This is a genomic window from Emticicia sp. TH156 (assembly GCF_002855535.1).
Taxonomy (GTDB): domain Bacteria; phylum Bacteroidota; class Bacteroidia; order Cytophagales; family Spirosomataceae; genus Emticicia; species Emticicia fluvialis.
On the sequence record NZ_PKRS01000002.1, the window covers coordinates 217,570 to 235,328 of the forward strand.

14 protein-coding genes are annotated in these 17,759 nt (G+C 43.5%); 4 read left to right on the forward strand and 10 right to left on the reverse strand.

Annotated elements, in window-relative coordinates; genetic code table 11:
- Nucleotides 1–55: 55 nt before the first annotated feature.
- Nucleotides 56–2,686 carry a valine--tRNA ligase gene (locus C0V77_RS04900; RefSeq protein ID WP_101725217.1) on the reverse strand — a complete coding sequence of 877 codons (2,631 nt, stop codon included), beginning with the start codon at nt 2,684–2,686 and terminating at the stop codon, nt 56–58.
- 214 nt (nt 2,687–2,900) lie between these two features.
- Nucleotides 2,901–3,620, reverse strand: coding sequence for a head GIN domain-containing protein (locus C0V77_RS04905; RefSeq protein ID WP_101725218.1), 720 nt, complete (start codon nt 3,618–3,620; stop codon nt 2,901–2,903).
- A gap of 147 nt (nt 3,621–3,767) precedes the next feature.
- Between C0V77_RS04905 and C0V77_RS04910 the strand changes: the two genes are divergently transcribed.
- Complete coding sequence (locus C0V77_RS04910) at nt 3,768–4,682, forward strand: ROK family protein (RefSeq protein ID WP_101725490.1); 915 nt, start codon at nt 3,768–3,770, stop codon at nt 4,680–4,682.
- A gap of 58 nt (nt 4,683–4,740) precedes the next feature.
- Here the strand turns inward: C0V77_RS04910 and C0V77_RS04915 are convergent, their stop codons facing one another.
- From C0V77_RS04915 to C0V77_RS04945, 7 genes are all read right to left on the reverse strand, one after another.
- Nucleotides 4,741–5,121 carry a DUF805 domain-containing protein gene (locus C0V77_RS04915; protein ID WP_101725219.1) on the reverse strand — a complete coding sequence of 127 codons (381 nt, stop codon included), beginning with the start codon at nt 5,119–5,121 and terminating at the stop codon, nt 4,741–4,743.
- 102 nt (nt 5,122–5,223) lie between these two features.
- Nucleotides 5,224–5,595 (reverse strand): DUF805 domain-containing protein, encoded by a 372-nt coding sequence (locus tag C0V77_RS04920; protein ID WP_101725220.1) that lies wholly within the window; start codon nt 5,593–5,595, stop codon nt 5,224–5,226.
- A gap of 22 nt (nt 5,596–5,617) precedes the next feature.
- Nucleotides 5,618–6,952, reverse strand: coding sequence for a DUF58 domain-containing protein (locus C0V77_RS04925; protein WP_101725221.1), 1,335 nt, complete (start codon nt 6,950–6,952; stop codon nt 5,618–5,620).
- On the reverse strand, nt 6,952–7,935 hold the full coding sequence (locus C0V77_RS04930) for a MoxR family ATPase (RefSeq protein ID WP_101725222.1): 984 nt from the start codon (nt 7,933–7,935) through the stop codon (nt 6,952–6,954). The genes C0V77_RS04925 and C0V77_RS04930 overlap by 1 nt, the downstream gene beginning before the upstream one ends.
- Before the next feature lie 10 nt (nt 7,936–7,945).
- The gene (locus tag C0V77_RS04935; protein WP_101725223.1) at nt 7,946–9,187 is read right to left on the reverse strand and encodes a DUF4350 domain-containing protein; all 1,242 of its coding nucleotides are present in this window, start codon (nt 9,185–9,187) and stop codon (nt 7,946–7,948) included.
- Entirely contained in the window at nt 9,184–9,927 is a 744-nt protein-coding gene (locus C0V77_RS04940; RefSeq protein ID WP_101725224.1) for a hypothetical protein, read from the reverse strand. Before C0V77_RS04940 ends, C0V77_RS04935 begins: the two co-directional genes overlap by 4 nt.
- Nucleotides 9,893–10,894, reverse strand: a complete 1,002-nt coding sequence (locus tag C0V77_RS04945) for a stage II sporulation protein M (protein ID WP_101725225.1) — start codon at nt 10,892–10,894, stop codon at nt 9,893–9,895. The genes C0V77_RS04940 and C0V77_RS04945 overlap by 35 nt, the downstream gene beginning before the upstream one ends.
- A gap of 94 nt (nt 10,895–10,988) precedes the next feature.
- Here C0V77_RS04945 and C0V77_RS04950 point away from each other — a divergent pair, with 94 nt between their 5' ends.
- Nucleotides 10,989–11,762, forward strand: coding sequence for an RDD family protein (locus tag C0V77_RS04950; protein ID WP_101725226.1), 774 nt, complete (start codon nt 10,989–10,991; stop codon nt 11,760–11,762).
- Nucleotides 11,763–12,137: 375 nt separating this feature from the next.
- On the opposite strand, the gene C0V77_RS04960 is transcribed toward C0V77_RS04950, so the two are convergent.
- A complete protein-coding gene (locus C0V77_RS04960) occupies nt 12,138–13,364 on the reverse strand; it encodes a 4-hydroxy-3-methylbut-2-enyl diphosphate reductase (protein WP_101725228.1) in 1,227 nt (408 codons plus the stop codon).
- 173 nt (nt 13,365–13,537) lie between these two features.
- On the opposite strand from C0V77_RS04960, the gene C0V77_RS04965 reads away from it, so the two are divergent.
- Both C0V77_RS04965 and C0V77_RS04970 read left to right on the forward strand, forming a co-directional pair.
- On the forward strand, nt 13,538–15,250 hold the full coding sequence (locus tag C0V77_RS04965) for a capsule assembly Wzi family protein (RefSeq protein WP_101725229.1): 1,713 nt from the start codon (nt 13,538–13,540) through the stop codon (nt 15,248–15,250).
- Between the two features lie 109 nt (nt 15,251–15,359).
- Complete coding sequence (locus tag C0V77_RS04970; RefSeq protein ID WP_101725230.1) at nt 15,360–17,756, forward strand: TonB-dependent receptor; 2,397 nt, start codon at nt 15,360–15,362, stop codon at nt 17,754–17,756.
- Nucleotides 17,757–17,759: the final 3 nt, after the last annotated feature.

Genomic DNA, 17,759 nt, shown 5'->3' on the forward strand with positions numbered 1-17,759 from the left:
GCCGGAATATCAATCCCGGCCGCTTGCTAAACCTCTTTTTATGGGCTGCTTCAAATCACCCCAACTTCACCAAAGCCTCTTCCAAAGCCTTAATTTTGGCGTCGGCATCGGCTAGTTTCTGGCGTTCTTTTTCTATAATTTCGGGCTTGGCATTTTGTACGAAACGCTCGTTGGCCAACTTGGCTTCGGTTGATTTCTTAAAGCCCCGGGTGTACTCCAGCTCTTTTTGCAGGTTGGCTTTTTCGGCCTCTACGTCCATGTTTGAGCCCAGGTCAATCGTAAATTCATCGCCTTTAATTACGAAGCTGATACCGTCTGTTTTATCGCTCACATACCGGATTTCTGAAATATTGCCCAGTTTCTGAATCAAGCCTGCCAATGCTTCATAACGTGCCTGATTACCCGTTTTAACAGCCAATGGCAAAGCCTCTTTAGGCGATATCTGCTTGGCATTACGGGTGTTACGTACTGTGGTGATGATTTCTGTCAGGATATCAAAATCGGCCAGAATCTCTTCATCTACTGCTCCGGCAGTTGGGAACGGTGCGATACAGACAGAGTCTTTATCTGCTCTGGGTTTAATGTTCTGCCAGATTTCTTCGGTTATAAACGGCATCCACGGATGCGCCAGGCGCATCAGGGCATCAAATATCTCAAGCGTGGCGTTGTAGGTTTGGCTGTCAATCGGTAAGCTCTTGCCATCTATGTAAGCCGGCTTAATCATTTCCAGATACTGTCCGCAGAAATCGTCCCAGATTACGTTATAGGTACTCATCAGGGCATCAGACATCCTGAACTTGCTGTAATGGTCAAGTGCCTCGGCCACTACCTTATTCAGCCTCGAGTTAAACCATTCAACCGCTTTGGCCGAAGCAGGGTTCTGGTCGGCGGTTTCGGCTACCTCCCAGCCTTCTATCAGCCTGAACGCATTCCATATCTTGTTGTTGAAATTACGGCCCTGCTCAATCAGTTTTTCATCATACAGCAGGTCATTACCCGCCGGTGAACTGAACAGCATACCCGTACGAACGCCATCGGCACCGTATTTTTCAATCAAATCGAGCGGGTCGGGCGAGTTACCTAATGATTTCGACATCTTACGCCCCTGCTTATCGCGCACGATACCCGTCAGGTACACATTCTTAAACGGATAGATACCACGGTACTCATACCCGGCAATTATCATACGGGCTACCCAGAAGAACAGAATCTCGGGGGCAGTTACGAGGTCGTTGGTTGGGTAATAGTAGTTAATATCTTCATTATCAGGATTTTTGAAGGCATCAAAAACCGACATCGGCCATAACCATGAGCTGAACCAGGTATCCAGCACGTCTTCGTCCTGGGTTAAATCCTGCTCGCTCAGGGCAAACAACTGGTATTTGTTGCGGGCTATTTTCAGGGCTTCCTGCTTGCTGGCGGCCACTATACAGGTGCCGTCGGGCATATAATAGGCGGGAATCCGATGCCCCCACCAAAGCTGACGGCTGATACACCAGTCGCGCACGTTTTCCATCCAATACTTGTAGGTATTCTTGAATTTCGGCGGTATAAACTGAATCGTATCGTCCATTACGTTTTTCAGCGCAGGCTCCGACAAGTCTTTCATTTTCAGGAACCACTGTAACGATACCTTCGGCTCTATTACGGCTCCGGTGCGTTCTGAAGTACCAACGGTCGATTTATAATCTTCCACCTTCTCCAGATTGCCCGATTCTTCCAGCATCTTGATAATCTTCTTACGCGCCACAAAGCGGTCTTCTCCTACCAGAATACGGGCTTTCTCGTTCAGTTTACCGTCATCGGTTAGTATATCAATCACTTCCAGATTATGTTTCTGGCCAAGTGCGTAGTCGTTCTGGTCGTGTGCGGGGGTTACCTTCAAGGCTCCGGTACCGAAGTCAACGGTTACGTATTCATCGGCAATAATGCTGATTTCACGGTTTATGAGCGGTATTCTCACTTTCTTGCCTATGAGGTGTTGGTAACGCTCATCTTCGGGATTCACACAAATGGCGGCATCGGCCATGATGGTTTCAGGGCGAACGGTGGCAATGGTAATGCTGCCGGCATCGCCATCATAGCGGATATACACCAGCTTCTGCTGGATATCCTTCATGATAACCTCTTCGTCAGATACCGTGGTTTTGGCCTGTGGGTCCCAGTTTACCATTCTGTATCCGCGGTAAATCTCACCTTTGTTATACAGGTCAACAAAAACCTCAATTACAGCATCATACAGGCTGGGTTCCATGGTAAAACGGGTACGGTCCCAGTCGCACGATGCCCCCAGTTTGCGCAATTGCTGCAAGATGATTCCGCCGTATTTCTCTGTCCACTCCCAGCAGTATTTCAGAAATTCTTCACGAGACAAATCACTTTTGTTGATTCCCTGTTCTTTCAGCATGGCTACAACCTTGGCTTCGGTGGCAATAGAGGCGTGGTCGGTACCCGGCACCCAGCAGGCTTCTTTGCCTTCCATTCTGGCTTTGCGTGTAAGCACATCCTGTATGGTATTGTTGAGCATGTGGCCCATGTGCAGCACGCCCGTAACGTTTGGCGGAGGGATAACGATACAGTAAGGCTCTTTGTCGGGGTTTGGTTTTGAACTGAAGAATTTGTTCTCAGTCCAGTACTGATACCACTTGTCTTCTATTTCTTTCGGATTGTAGGTTTTGCTTATCATACTTATCTGGTGGTCTGTCAATACATCTTTTATGTTTCTCCGGTGGTTCCAATTGGTTATCCGGCAATCTTTCGTGTAATCTTTCCAATTATAAAAAAGAATGCAAAATTACTGATTTTTTGCTGAATCTGCACCTGGGCGGGCTATAAAAAAACCTGCACTCTCTTTCGGAAAATGCAGGCTGTTCAGGATAGGTTACAGGGAAAAAGGGTAATTAGTTGGCATCTATTATTTTACCCGAACCGCTGATGCGGTGGCTGATTCTGGGTGCACCCCTGAACCACACAATTCCGCTGCCTGCAATGTACACATCCAGGTAATTGTAAGCGGTGGTTTCGCAACGGCCCGAGCCATTAATCTGCACATCGGTGTTGTCGGCACGCAGGCCAAAGGCTTCTATTTTTCCGCTGCCTGTCAGGGTATAAATGGCGTTGCGGGTATCGCCTTCCAGATATATCAGCCCTGAGCCGCCAATTTCGGCATCTACGTCGCCGGTCATGTCGGTGGCTACGTCAATCAGCCCGCTACCCGACAGCAGCAGCTCTATGTTTTTGCCAAAAATCTTGTTGTCGCTCACCACCCGGCCACTGCTTGACACATAGATGCCGTACACGTCGGGTGTCTGAATCCAGATTTTCACCTTATTGTTGCTATACCAGCCCCCGTTGCTGTCTATAATAAGGGTATTACCGCTGATACGGGTAACAATACGGGGGATAATGTTGTTTTCTGCTTCAATTTTTATGTCACGGGCTGGGCCTTGGGTCAGAATTACCTCGGCGGCTACATTCAATTCAATGCGGTTGAAGTATCCGGCCCGGCGGAACTCGGTTGCGATGATTCCGGTGCCGGGGTCATCATAATAAATATTGCAGGAAGATAATCCTGTTACTCCCAAAAGGATTATGCCGATAAACATCAGGGTGCGTTTCATAAGTAATACGATTTTTAGCTTTTTCTATGTTTTTTTTGTCTTTAACTCTTAGATGCTATATGTTTGCGTATAGTTGTCTGCCAATATGTTAATAACATGTTAATGACATTTGAACGGCGTTTTTCCCTTATAACAGAAGCAAAAAAAATGAAAACACTTTGGGGCGTAGACCTGGGCGGTACCAAAATTGAAGGCGTAGTAATGAACGCCGATACCAACGAAGTTTTATTAAGAAAGAGGATTCCGACAGAGGCGCATGAGGGCTATGCGCATATCATCAGCCAGATTGCCCGGCTGATTAATTTACTGAAGGAAGAAACAGGCCTGGCACCGGTAGCGGTGGGGTTTAGTACTCCGGGGGCTTTAGACCCCAGTACACAAACCATGAAAAACTGCAACACCACCTGCATGAACGGGCAATTTATGAAGAAAGACATAGAAAAAGCCATTGGTGTACCTATTGAAATTGCCAACGATGCCAACTGCTTTGCACTGGCCGAAGCCACTATGGGTATTGTGAAAGACGTAGTGCCAGATGCCAAAGTGGTGTTTGGTATTATTATGGGTACAGGTGTAGGCGGTGGCGTAGTAATAAACGGCCAGGTGCTGAACGGCAGACACGGCATAGGCGGCGAATGGGGCCATAATGTGTTGGAAGAAGACGGCTACGACTGCTACTGTGGCAAAAAGGGTTGTAATGAAACCGTTTTCAGCGGGCCGTCGTTGCAGCGGTATTATACCAAAATAAGTGGCAAAACACTGACCATGAAAGAGATTTACCAGTTGCATCTGGCCGGTACAGACCCGCATGCTACGCAAACTTTGCAGTATCTGGTGAAATCGTTCGGGAAAGCCATTTCTTATATTGTTAATGTACTAGACCCCGATGCCATTGTAATTGGTGGCGGTGTAGGTAACATTGACGAGATTTATACCGAAGGCCCCGAAGAACTGAAAAACTGGATATTTAACAGCCGGGTGGTTGAAACGCCGTTTCTGAAACCCAAACTGGGCGACAGCGCAGGGGTATTTGGCGCAGCAGAGCTGGTAAGAGGATATTGAGATTTAGATGAACTGCCAGAAAAAATGGAGCCACCATTGCGGTAGCTCCATTTTTATTCTATTGCTCTAACGATTTGCCTATTTCATTAATCTGCTCGTCATCAGACTCTTCATTGCCAAGCCCTTTCGGGTTTAAGCCATACTGGTTTACGCCGTAATCGCTATCCTGAAATAACATCCATAACCCATAAAATGGAATTAACTGAAACCAGCCGCTATTGCCCAGGTCGTGGCAACGTTTGGCGTTCTGCGCCCAGCCAAACCATGTAAGAGGTATCAATGCCAGAATCCAGATTAAAAAGCCCAGGGCAGGTGAGGCGGTAAGGAGCATTGAAGCGATGGAACCAATAATCATAAGAACAAAAGTAGAAATAATAATACTTAGACCGTACTCTGTTCTACGGATGCGGCCTTCGAAAGAAAATGGTTGTTTAAACATTTTAGTAAAATTTAGGGTAATTAGATTATATAAAAGCTCAAAGTCTTATTTCAGAACATCGGCTGTTGGCAGCAATAAATTTTAGACAAGCACTTTCGTCTATTACGACTCTAATGATTTACCTATCTCATTGATTTCATCATCGTACGCATCGCCATTTCCAATACCTTTAGGGTTCATTCCGTACTTGTTTTCTCCCGGGTCACTATTCTGAAAAAGCATCCAAAGTCCGTATAATGGAATCAACATAAACCAACCACTATTGCCTAAATCATGACAACGCTTGGTACCCTGAGATAACGAGAACCATATGTCTCCCAAAAAAACTATAGTTCCTAAAAATTTAACAAAGGGAGCCTCACTGAAGTCGTATATAAACCCGATAAGAAAAAAAATCACATAATAAATTATCAGACTTAGCCCGAATTCCAGTCTTCGGATTCGGCCTTCGAAAGAAAAAGGTGCTTTAAACATTTTAATATAGAGTTTAGGGTAATTAAATCATTTGTTTCTTTTTAATCTGGATATACTTGTTGATGGCTGAAATGCTCAACAAGTGTGGCTGGGTAATTAAACCCTGAATACCGGCTTTTACCAGTTCTTTTAAAATCAGGTGGTTCTGGGTCAGAAAATGCTTGCCAATGGTTTTGGTATAAATATCGCGCAGGTTACCGGCCGGTTCGCTTACCAGCTCTACAATCTCGGTATTTTCAAAAAACACCACCAGCACCAGGTGATACTTGGCAATGGCTTTCAGGTACTGGAGGTTTCGCTTCAGACTATTGATGGAGTCAAAGTTGGTGAAAATAATCAGCAGACTTCTTTGCCGAACCTTTACCCGAACGAATTTATAAAGCCGCTCAAAGTCTGACTCCAGGAAATCCGTCGTCAGATTATACAGTTGGTCATTTACTATTCCAAACTGCTTGTACTCGCTTCTGGCAGGCAGGTATGAACAGTTCTTTGACGAGAAAGTTATCAGCCCTGCCTTATCTTTTACATCTAATATTGACTTCGTAAGGGCAATGGTGCCGTTAATGGCGTAGTCGAGCAGGGTTTGCTGTTTAAAGGGCATTTTCATGCTGCGGCCCATATCTATTACCATATAAATATCCTGGCTGCGTTCTGCCTGATACTGGTTCAGCATCAGCCGCCCCTGCTTGGCGCTGGCTTTCCAGTTAATGTGCCGGTAGTTGTCGCCGCTTATATAGTCTTTTATCTGCTCAAACTCAAGGCTCTGCCCTATTTTACGAATATGGGTGGTATTGGTTTCAGCGTAGCTGCTGGTAAGGGCATGAATAGGCAATTTCTTGAACTGCTCAAAAGACGGATAACAACTGACAGACGACAGCCCCTCGAACTTCATTTTGCGGGCAGTAAAAGCCAGAAAAGATATGCTACACAAAACATGGGTGTGTTCCCAGGTGTAAATGCCCCTTTGTGTGGGTCTTACTTTATAAATAGCTTTGTGCTGTGCCAGTTTATTTAAAGACAGCTTCAGCTTCCAGGTTCTTAGTTGCAGCAGGTCGGGTAAATCTTCGTAAATGGTCAGGTTTAAAGGCGAATTGACATAGTTTTTTAACTGAAGCTCAATCTGGTTCTCGTCGCCGTTGCTCAATCTGTTTGGTAAAATTCTGGTGCTGGTAATTAACTGCGGCTTACTGTAAAGCATGATGGTTTCGGCCAGCACTGCTATCATGAGCAGGCACAACAGTAACTGCCCCAGCACAAAGGCAGGCGTAAACACCAGCCCTACTGAAAAAAGAGCAATGCAGATACCCAGAACCATGAATGTTCGTGAGGTAAGATAAAACGATTGAAAGAAGTTCATCAGCGCGGAATCTCAACTTTAGAGAACAGGTTGTCTAATACTTCATCTTCATTAACACCCTCCATTTCGGCATCGGGTGTCAGTATAACCCGGTGGCGCAGCGTAGGTTTTGCCATGCTTTTTACGTCTTCGGGTATTACAAAATCTCTGCCAGACAAGGCCGCCCTGGCTTTTGAAGCCAGCATTAAGGCCACAGAAGCACGAGGAGAAGCACCCAGCTCAAGCAATTTATAGTTTCTGGTTGCCTGAATGAGCAACGTTATGTATTTCAGCAGGTTGTCTTCAATTATTACCTGCCTTACCAGCTGACGCAATTCGGTTAATACCGCTTTGTTTAAAACCGGTTGAAGGCCATTGACCAGGTCATGGTAGGTGTTATAATTGAAGCGTTTCAGCATTTGCACTTCATGCTCGGGCGATGGGTACCCGATATTGATTTTAAACAGGAAACGGTCAAGCTGTGCCTCAGGCAGGCGGTAGGTTCCCTCCTGCTCTATCGGGTTCTGGGTTGCCAGTACCACAAACGGCGAGTCCATCAGGTACGTATGGCCGTCAATGGTTATCTGGCGCTCTTCCATCAGTTCAAACAGGGCTGCCTGCGTTTTGGCCGGAGCCCGGTTTATTTCATCAATCAGCACGATATTACCAAATACCGGCCCTGGTCTGTATTCAAAATCGAGAGTTTTAGGATTAAAAACGGAGGTTCCCAGCACATCAGACGGCATCAGGTCTGGCGTAAACTGAATCCGCTTGAACGACACATCCAGCACTTTACCCAGCAGCTTGCTCATCATGGTTTTGGCTACACCCGGCACCCCTTCTATCAGCAGGTGGCCATCGCTCAGCATGCCAATCAGTACCAGATCTATTACTTCTTCCTGCCCGAAAACAATCTGATTAAGCGTTTGCTTGATGTCGTCAACGGCTTTGGTAACCGCAGCCAGGTCAATTCTACTTTTAAAGATTTCTTCTTCGTTTTCCATTACTAATGCTTTATTGCTGGTAAAATGAGTTAATTTTCTGGTAAAGGTTAATCAGGCTTTCTTTACTGATTTCGTCCTGAGACCTGACCGAACCGACTGCCTCGTAAACTTCGTTGATTACCTGCTGGCTACGGCCGGTTTTACGGCTTATTTTCTCTAATGTTGCTTCCTGAAAATCCTTCTGATGCAACTGGTAATTTTGCAGCAGGTATTCGAAGAACTGCGCAATAACCTTATCGGCAATTGATTTATGATTTTGCTGCTGCCAGTATAAACCACTTACCGTTTGTATGTAGGTTTCGCTGGTATTACGGGGCATTACATATACCGGAACCGGTTTTTGTATGCGACGATAATAAATGAGTATAAACAATAAAATGGCTGCCAGAAAGGTATAAAACGCCCACACCAACGGCGGATTTTTAAATATTACCTCCAACACTTTACTTTTACCAACATTTAGTTTTTCATCGGGCTTGCTGTTGTAATAATTGTCCCAGATGATGTTGTTTTCTTTCAGTTTTATCTTTTCTGCTATTTTATTGAAAAGCGTATAGTTGTTTTTATACAACAAGAAATAGTTGCTTAAAAGAATAGGGTTGTTGCTCAGAAAAATGCGGCCTTCGCCACAGGTCAGCTCAAGCATTTGTATCTGGCCGGTGTTATCGGTTATCAAGGTATCAATAGCAGTAACGCTGTTTTCACCGAGCAGAAATACCGAGTCTAGCACAGCGATGGCTGGCTTATGCCCCCATAAATGGTAAGGCGTGGTGGTATTGTTCTGTTCGTGCCAGTTTACATACCAGCGGCTCTCTTTTAGCGCAGGCGGAAAAAGCAAACTGACCTTATCGCTGTGAGGCGAATAATACAGTGAATCAATAAACTCAGTTGACAGGCTATATGCCGCTATAAAAACCGTATTCCCTTTACCGGCAAAGTTTTTAAGCTGGTGGATGTCTTCACCGGACGGATAAAAATATGGCGAAACCACCACATAACTATTTCTGGCAGTGCCTAATATGCCGTAGTTGGTGTTCTCAAAGCTCAGGTCATTTTCAGTGAACCGGCCACCGGAGTTACGCACCAGTTCATCATAAAAAAATTTACAATCATAAGGCCTGTAAGAATGCGGGCTTACGGTAAAAAACTTATCAAACTTTTTACTGCGGGCAGATAACCTGCTAATGCCGAAAATAATCAAGATGGCCCCTACAATCAGAATTGCACCTGTAATGAATAGTTTTTTAGTCATGCCTTATGGTTAAGGAAACCCTTAAAAGTTTTTTCAATGTTCAGGAAGGCGGCATCAGAGACGGTAAAATTGCCAAACCACAGGTATTCGTAATAATGGGTACACTGCCTGAACAGCCCGAGCCTTTCTTTTGAAAAAGCAGTTTTACGGCTTAGTTCACGGGTATAATCCTGATTGGTTTTATCAATATTAAATTCTATCAGCTGTGCTTCGTTCAGCATTTTCATTACCCACAGGTAGTAATACCGTACAGCAAGCCGGTAATTTTTATCCTGTATACATTTTTCAATCTGGGCGTTCAGGTCAAGGGTATTCACCACTTTCAGGTCCAGGTTTCCGGTTTCTAATACAGAGGTGTTTACAGGTACTGCCGGATTATTTCTAAATTCAAAATCTTTCAGGTTTTTTATAATCAAATAACCGGCACCAGCCAGCGCCAGGGCAATAACCACCCACACAAATACCTTAAATACGGCACCAATTGTGGCCAGCACGTATGCCAGCGCCCGGTTATCGGTATTGCTCTTTTTAAGAGGCCCGGGCGTACGGGCTTTTTGTTTTTGTTCTCCTTTAAAATTATCAACATACCATAGTTTTTCTTCACTTTTTTTCAGCGAATCCACATGTGCTTTTGCCAGGGGCTTGTCGTCCTGCGCAAAAGATGGTGTTACTGCAAAAAAGAGAATCAATACTGGTATGAAGAGCTTATTTATGAATAATAGCTTCAAGGTATTGTTCATACGGATATTTTTCAGTCAGCTTTTTAGAATAAATAAAAAAGTACCAGATAACAAAAAGCCAACTACTTATAAAGACAAGAGATAAAAACAGCAAAACAAATATATTGGTGGTCTCAAAACCCTGCTTACCCAGATAGGTAACGTAGCTCTCAATCAGCGCAGCAATGGTAGTAAAAGGTATGGTTCCGATATATATTTTTACGCTTTCCGACAGCCCCTTTCTGAACGCCTGTTTTCTGGTAAGTGTGCCAGGAAACAGAAAACTTAAACCCAGAATAAGGCCTGCCATACACTCCAGCACAAGGCCCATGAGTTCAAAAGTGCCGTGCAGCATAATTACAAATATAGCATCTGTTCCGAGATTATTCTGAATGAAGAGCGAGAAAAATGCGCCTATCATTATGCCATTGGTAAAAGTGAGATAAAAACTTCCCGTTCCTAATAAAATACCGGTAATAAAAACCATCAGCCCTACTCTCAGATTATTGGCAAATATGCTCATAAACATATTCAAGGGCTGTGCAGAATTGTACACACCGAAGGGCTCGCCTTTTTTGATGTTAGCTTCTGTCATCCTGACGTAATCTGAACCAAGAATACCTTCAATAAAACCGGTGTCAATAAAAGAGCATACATAGCCCAGCAAACAAAAAGTAAAAAAAATGGCAGCAGATAACCAGAGTATGCGTGAATGATGCCCCAGTATTGCCGGAAAATCTTTTACCCAGAAATGGTAAAAAGGATTTTTGTTTTGTTTCTGATGCAGAAATATTTTTTTGTAAACCCTTGAAGAAAGAGAGTTTACATATTGGCTTATTTTACTGTGTGGATAATGCGTCTGAGCATAAGACAAATCGTTCATCAGGTCGATGAAATCAGAAGATATTTCATCAGGATCTGTTTTTAAGTCATTTTCAATTTCTTCCCACCGCTTAAAGTTTCTGTCAATAAAAGTACTTTCCCTCATATTTTGGTTTAAAATCCCAAGATAGCAAATTTTACATTATATTTGAAATTTACATTCTGATGTTAATAAAATACTGAAGCAACGATTCTGAAAAATGAAATTTCTATCTATTCCCACCTATCTGAATATCGATTTAAGATTTGAGCTGGCCAGTGCCGGCACACGTTTTGGCGCTTACCTGATAGACTGGGCAATAAAATGGGTATATATAATTGCGGTGTCGTTCATTAGCATTGACACCCTGTCTATCAATAATTTAGTTCTTTCATTTATTATCTATGCGCCATTTATATTTTACTCATTCTTGTTCGAATGGCTTAATAAAGGCCAGTCGCCGGGTAAATACCTTTTGAAAATCAGGGTGGTAGGTGTTGAAGGCAATTATCCGTCGGTTTACCAATGCGCTACGCGTTGGTTGTTTCTAGGGGCCGATACCTGGATATTTTCTTTGTTTATGGCTATTCATCAGGCTTTTTCGGCATTGGCGATATTCAGCCCGCTGGTTGGCGGACTGCTCATTTTGCTGTCTGACAAGCAACAACGCCTGGGCGACATGGCAGCCAATACAGTGGTGGTAAAAACCAAAGAAAAGATTATTTACATAGAAGACACCATTTATGCCTACGCCACCAAGGCCAGCGGCTATAAGCCGAAGTATCCGGAAATTATGCGTTTGTCAGACAAAGACATTAACAGCATAAAGCTGCTCATGGAAAAAGGAGACAGATTGATGAACCCGGCAATTGCAGCTAAGCTGGCACAGCACATTAAAAATCTGCTTAAAATTGAGAGCACTGAAGACAATTTTGCGTTTCTGAAACAGCTATTGAACGATTATAATTATTATGCCATTAACGATGAAAAATAAAGCAGCCTCTCAGGGGGCTGAGAGGCTGTTCAACTAAACACTTAACTGTGACCGACGGAAAGTTTTGTTCAGGATTCCCCGGTATATACTTCCGAATTTCAGATAACACCACTTTCTTAACTCACGTATCTCTCGGATTGACAATAATTTAAGGGACTTCTTTAATTCTTTTTCAAACAAACTACTTTCAAAACTCACTTTCTCCAGGATCACTTTTACATAGTCTAACATTTTCATAAGTCATCAGTTGATTAGAATGGTTATTAGCGACTAGTAGGTGTAAATTTACTAAATAATTCTTCAATATCAGAAACAAAAAAGTTTAATTTTTCATTAAAAAAATATCACAAAATTAATGTGTATCCATTTACACGTCTACTGATTTAACGCCTCAACCGCTTGTGTTATTTCTTTTGAAATATTAAAAAAAGATAAAATTTTAAGCATCACTGATTCCATTACGGCATCAGGGCACGAAGCGCCGCAGGTAAGCATGATGGTGGTCTTTTCCTTCTCCTCAATAAACGGGCTTGTTACCTCCGTTCTGGTATGAAGGTTATAATGACGGATAAGGTTTTTATCCAGAATTTTATCCTGCGACTGAATAAAAAACGTTGGGAGTTTCTCTTCACAAAGCTCAACCAGATGCGAGGTATTAGAACTGTTATACCCCCCAACTACTACGGCAAAGTCGGCTTCATGCTGCAACAAAGCATAGGTGGCCTCCTGGTTATCGTTGGTAGCATAGCAGAGGGTGTCTCGGGTATTGGCAAAATGCTTTTCAATTTCAGGGCCCTGCAACTGGTAATGGGTTATCATTACCTGTTTCAGGTAATCGGCAATGGCCTGGGTGTCAGACGCCAGCATGGTTGTCTGGTTTACCACCCCTATACGCGCCAGGTCTTTGTCGGGGTCAAACCCTTGCGAGTATTGCCCGGCGAAATCAACATAAAACTGGTCTTTAGGTAAAGCGCCGGTAATGTATAAAGCCAGTTGGCAGGCCTCGGCCATGTCGTTTACAACCACAGTCGGGGCGTTTTCTTTGCTATGCGAAAAAGTTGCACGGGTTTCTTCATGCCCGGGTTTGCCATGCACCACAATAGAGTAGCCTCTTTCGCCTATCTGCTGCGCGCGATTCCAGACTTTTTCTACAAAAGGGCAGGTGGTATCGTACCTGTATGGGTCAATCCGCAATTGTTCCAGTTGCTGCTGAATCTCTAGCGTAGTGCCAAAAGCCGGTACAATAACAGCATCATCTGGTTGCAGGTTGCTCCAGTCAATCAACTGGTTACCTTTGGTATCCATCAGAAACTGCACACCCTGCGACAGCAGGTCGGCGTTTACGTCAGGATTATGAATCATTTCACTTAACAAAAAAATGCGTTTATCCGGATTTTCGTTAATCGTCTTATAGGCAATTTCTACTGCGTTTTCAACGCCATAGCAAAAGCCGAAATGCCTTGCAATGAGAAACCTGACAGAGCCAAAGTCGAGTTCGGTAGGAGAAAAATCTTTCTTCAGCCTGTCTTTTAACCGGCGAATCTCCTTTATTCTTCCTATAACATTACTTTTATAAATTTCCGGTATAACGAACGACTTCATGGTGTGATGAATAATAAAACCCGACTATATAATCAAAATCGATAAACAATTGTTCAGAAGAATTTTAATTTTTATTTGTTAATACTACAAAATTAAAATTTCTATAGTACAAAATAAGGAATTATCTGTATTTTCGCATTTAAAAGCCCTAACGATTGCAAAAACATATCTTAATGCGTTTGAGTTTATTTTTTTTTCTGGCAGTAATGTGTTGCACTTCTTTGGCTCAAAGTACCTATGCACCATTGAACAACGACTATCAGCATCTTCTGGAACGATACGAAATAAAAGGCAACCGATTATCCAATAAACTCTTCAGCAATATTAAACCGGGGTTTCGTAAAGACCTGGTTCAATTAACTACCGGGCTTGAAAAAGACTCGCTGGCCGGGTTATCTAAAACAGACCTGTTTAATATTGCTTATCTGCAAAACGACAGCTGGGAATGGCTGGCAGATAGCTACACCGACTCTATACCAGCAGCAAAACTTGAACAGATTAACAGCAGAAAACCTGTTTTCAGGCAGCTATTTGTCAAAAAATCAGACTTTTATCAGTTCAATAACGATGATTTTGACATACACCTCAACCCTATTGTCAACTTTTCTGTTGGTTCAGATAACCGTTCTGTCAACTCTCTTTACACCAATACGCGTGGCATTGAGATACGTGGCAATTTCAGCAAAAGGCTGGGTTTCTATACAATGCTGACAGAAAATCAGATAGTTTACCCGCAATATGTGAAAGATTACGCCAAACGCTACGACGGTTTCCCTTATGAAGGTTTCACCAAAATTATAGATGACGACTCTACACGTTTCGTTACAGATTTCTTTTCGGCCCGCGGTTATATTACTTTTAAAATACTGAAGAACATTACCATGCAGTTTGGGCACGACAAAAACTTTATCGGCTCTGGCATACGCTCACTGATTCTGTCAGACTTCTCGGCGCCTTACCTGCATCTTAAAACCACCACCCAGGTAGGCCGGTTTCAGTATGTAACTATTTTTGCACAGACCGTTAATAAGCAGACCGCCATAGCCGCTGATGGCACTGAACGGCGCCCGCCCAAATTTTTTACGTTTCATCATTTAAGCCTTAACGTAACTAAAAACCTGAATTTCGGTATTTTTGAAACCATCTCATACGGGCAGAGGAAAGTTGGCTTTGATATAAACTACATTAACCCCATTATTTTCTACCGATTTGTGGAAGGCCACCTGGGTAGCGTTGATAACTCTATTGTGGGTGCCGACTTTAAACTTAACCTGGCGCGCAGGTTTTCATTTTATGGCCAGTTGGTGCTTGATGAGTTTAATTTTAAGCACTTTAAGAAAAAAGGCTGGTGGGCCACTAAATATGCTACCCAGCTGGGTATGCGTTATATAGACGCGCTCAATATAAAAAATCTTGACCTGCAACTTGAATACAATGTGGCGAGGCCGTATACATACAGCCATAACTCAAGCTACAGCAATTTTGTACATTATAATATGCCTATGGCTCACCCCTTAGGCGCCAATTTCAGAGAATTTTTAATTAACATTCGTTACCAGCCTGCACCAAGGCTTACATTTACTTATAACCTGATGCGAGCCGGGCACGGTGAAGACATAAACAATGTTAACTACGGAGGCGACATACTGCGGAATTACAACCTGCTGAGGCCTGGCGAGTACAATAATTATATAGGGCAGGGAAACAAGGCAAAAATAAGATTTACAGACATTAGCGTATCTTATATGCTATTTCATAATTTTTATTTAGATGCGGGTTTCCAGCACAGGCAGGTTAGCTACTCAAAAACACCCGAAAACCTTAAAAGTAATATTTTCTCAACCGGTATCAGGTGGAACATCGGCAAAAGACAGCTATTATTTTAGAGTTTTCATCTACTTTTAATGCTCTTTTTTAAGAGTTTCAATCTTTCTTTATAATTTTGCAACATAATTGCATTTGTTAAAGTACGGTAATAGATCCGTACATGATTCTATGAAGAAAGTCGCACTCATTCTTTTCTGCCTAATATCTCATTTTTCGTTTTCACAAACAAAAGAAGAAACCCCTGCAGCCAACGCCCATTGCGATTGCTTTATACAGGGCGTAGTGCGCGACAATGCCACCAAGCAACCCATTGTGGGTGCAGTGGTACTTATAAAAGAACTCAACAAAGGAACGACAACAGATATAGACGGCCGCTACCGCATTACCAACTTATGCCAGGGCACTTTTAAGGTAATAGGGCGTATTGTGGGGTATCAGGAAAAAACCTACACCATTAAACTTGAACACGGAGCCGAACAGGAAATAAAGCTTTCGGAAGACGAACTTCACCTGGCCAATGTAGATATTAAAGCCGAAAAAATTGATAATCTGACACAAACCAGAAATGTGCTGGATAACGAAGCCCTGGACCAGACCCGGGGGCAGTCTCTGGGTGAAGCCCTGAAACAGATAACGGGCGTAACTACCCTGCAAACAGGTAGCTCAATTGCCAAGCCTGTTATACATGGCATGCACTCTAACCGGGTGCTGATAATGAACAACGGCGTAAGACAGGAAGGCCAGCAATGGGGCAGCGAACACGCCCCTGAAATAGACCCCTTTGTAGCAAAAAAAATAACAGTGCTGAAAGGTGCCGCAGGCGTAAGATACGGCTCTGATGCCATTGCAGGTGTAATTATGGTAGAGCCTGATGCACTTCCTGATTCTACGAAGATAGGTGGGGAAGTAAACACCGTCTATTTTACAAACGGGCATCAGGTGGTAACGTCAGGCATTCTGGAAGGAGGATTGCGCCAAAAAAAAGCAGAGGTACCGCAATCAATCGGTGTAAGAGTTCAGGGAACGTTTAAAAGAGGTGGCGACATTTCAACACCCGATTACCGGCTGGCCAACACGGGGGTATCTGAAGTAAACTTTTCAGTTAATGCCAATTACAGACGAAGAAACTCGGTGTCTGAGGTTTTCTTCAGCCAGTTTAATACCCAGATAGGTGTGTTTGCCGGTTCGCATATAGGCAATGTAACAGACCTGGTGCAGGCCATAGAACGAGGCAGACCTTTAAGTATTTATACCCCAGAAACGTTTACTTATGCCATTGGCAGGCCGTATCAGGATGTGCAGCATAACCTGCTTAAATTAAAAACCGTTGCACAAACCAAAGGTGGAAAAATTTCATTAACACTGGGCCGACAGTTCAATTACCGCAAAGAGGTTGACGTATTAAGAGGCGACAAAAACCTTGTGCAGTTGTTTCAGCTAACCAGTTATACAGGCGAATTGCTATTTGAGCATAAGCCCATAGCCCGTTTGTTTACCGGCTCTGTGGGCCTGAATGGTAATTTTCAGCAGAATATTACCAGTGGCACGCTTCAGAAACCCAGCTCATCGACGGTGCTGATACCCAATTTTCAGAATTATACAGGTGGCATATTTCTGATAGAACGCCTGGTGCGCAACCGTTGGGAAATGGAAGGCGGAATGCGATATGATTTCAGGAATCTGGATGTTTACAGAATACCCAGAGGCCAGCAGGCCGTGGTTAATAATAACCAGCAGAACCAGAATTTTACCGGTACTTTTGGGGTAAACTACAGACCGCACTCACAGTGGAATCTGATACTGAACCTGACGTCTGCCTGGCGAGCGCCAACGGTTAATGAACTTTACAGCGACGGCGTACACCATGGCGCTGCCAGCTATGAAAAAGGCGATGAAACCCTACAGCCCGAAATAGCTACCAATCTGTCGTTTACAACCAATTACATTACCAAACAGGTACAGATGGAACTACACCTGTACAATAACTATATAAGAGACTTTATTTTTTTATCGCCAACCGGCAGGCCAACCTTAACCATCAGGGGCGCCTTTCCGGAGTTCAGATATGCCCAGACAGACGCCCGTTTCAGGGGCTTCGACCTGAGCGGCAATTTCTTATTGTATAAGGGTGTTTCACTTAATTCAAAGCTGTCTTACCTGCAGGCACAGGATATCAGCCACAACCAGCCGTTGATTATGATTCCACCCAACAGGTGGGAAAACACCCTGCATTATGACTGGAAGAAAACCGGCTTGTCGCTCACTAATCTTTATGTGGCTAAACAAACGCGGGTACCTGCTAAAGTTATTTTCAGCGATATACCGTCAGACGAAATTGTGTTTAACCAATACGGCGGCGACTTTGCGCCTCCTCCTTCGGCTTACTCGCTCTGGTCAGCAACTGTCAGTCAGCAAATCAATTTGGGGCGCAATAATAATTTAGGGGTATCGGCCAGCGTAAGCAACCTGTTCAACACGCAATACCGCGATTACCTGAACCGTTTCAGATATTTTGCTGATGAAATTGGCAGAAACGTAACCCTTAGGGCTAAATATACATTTTAAAGC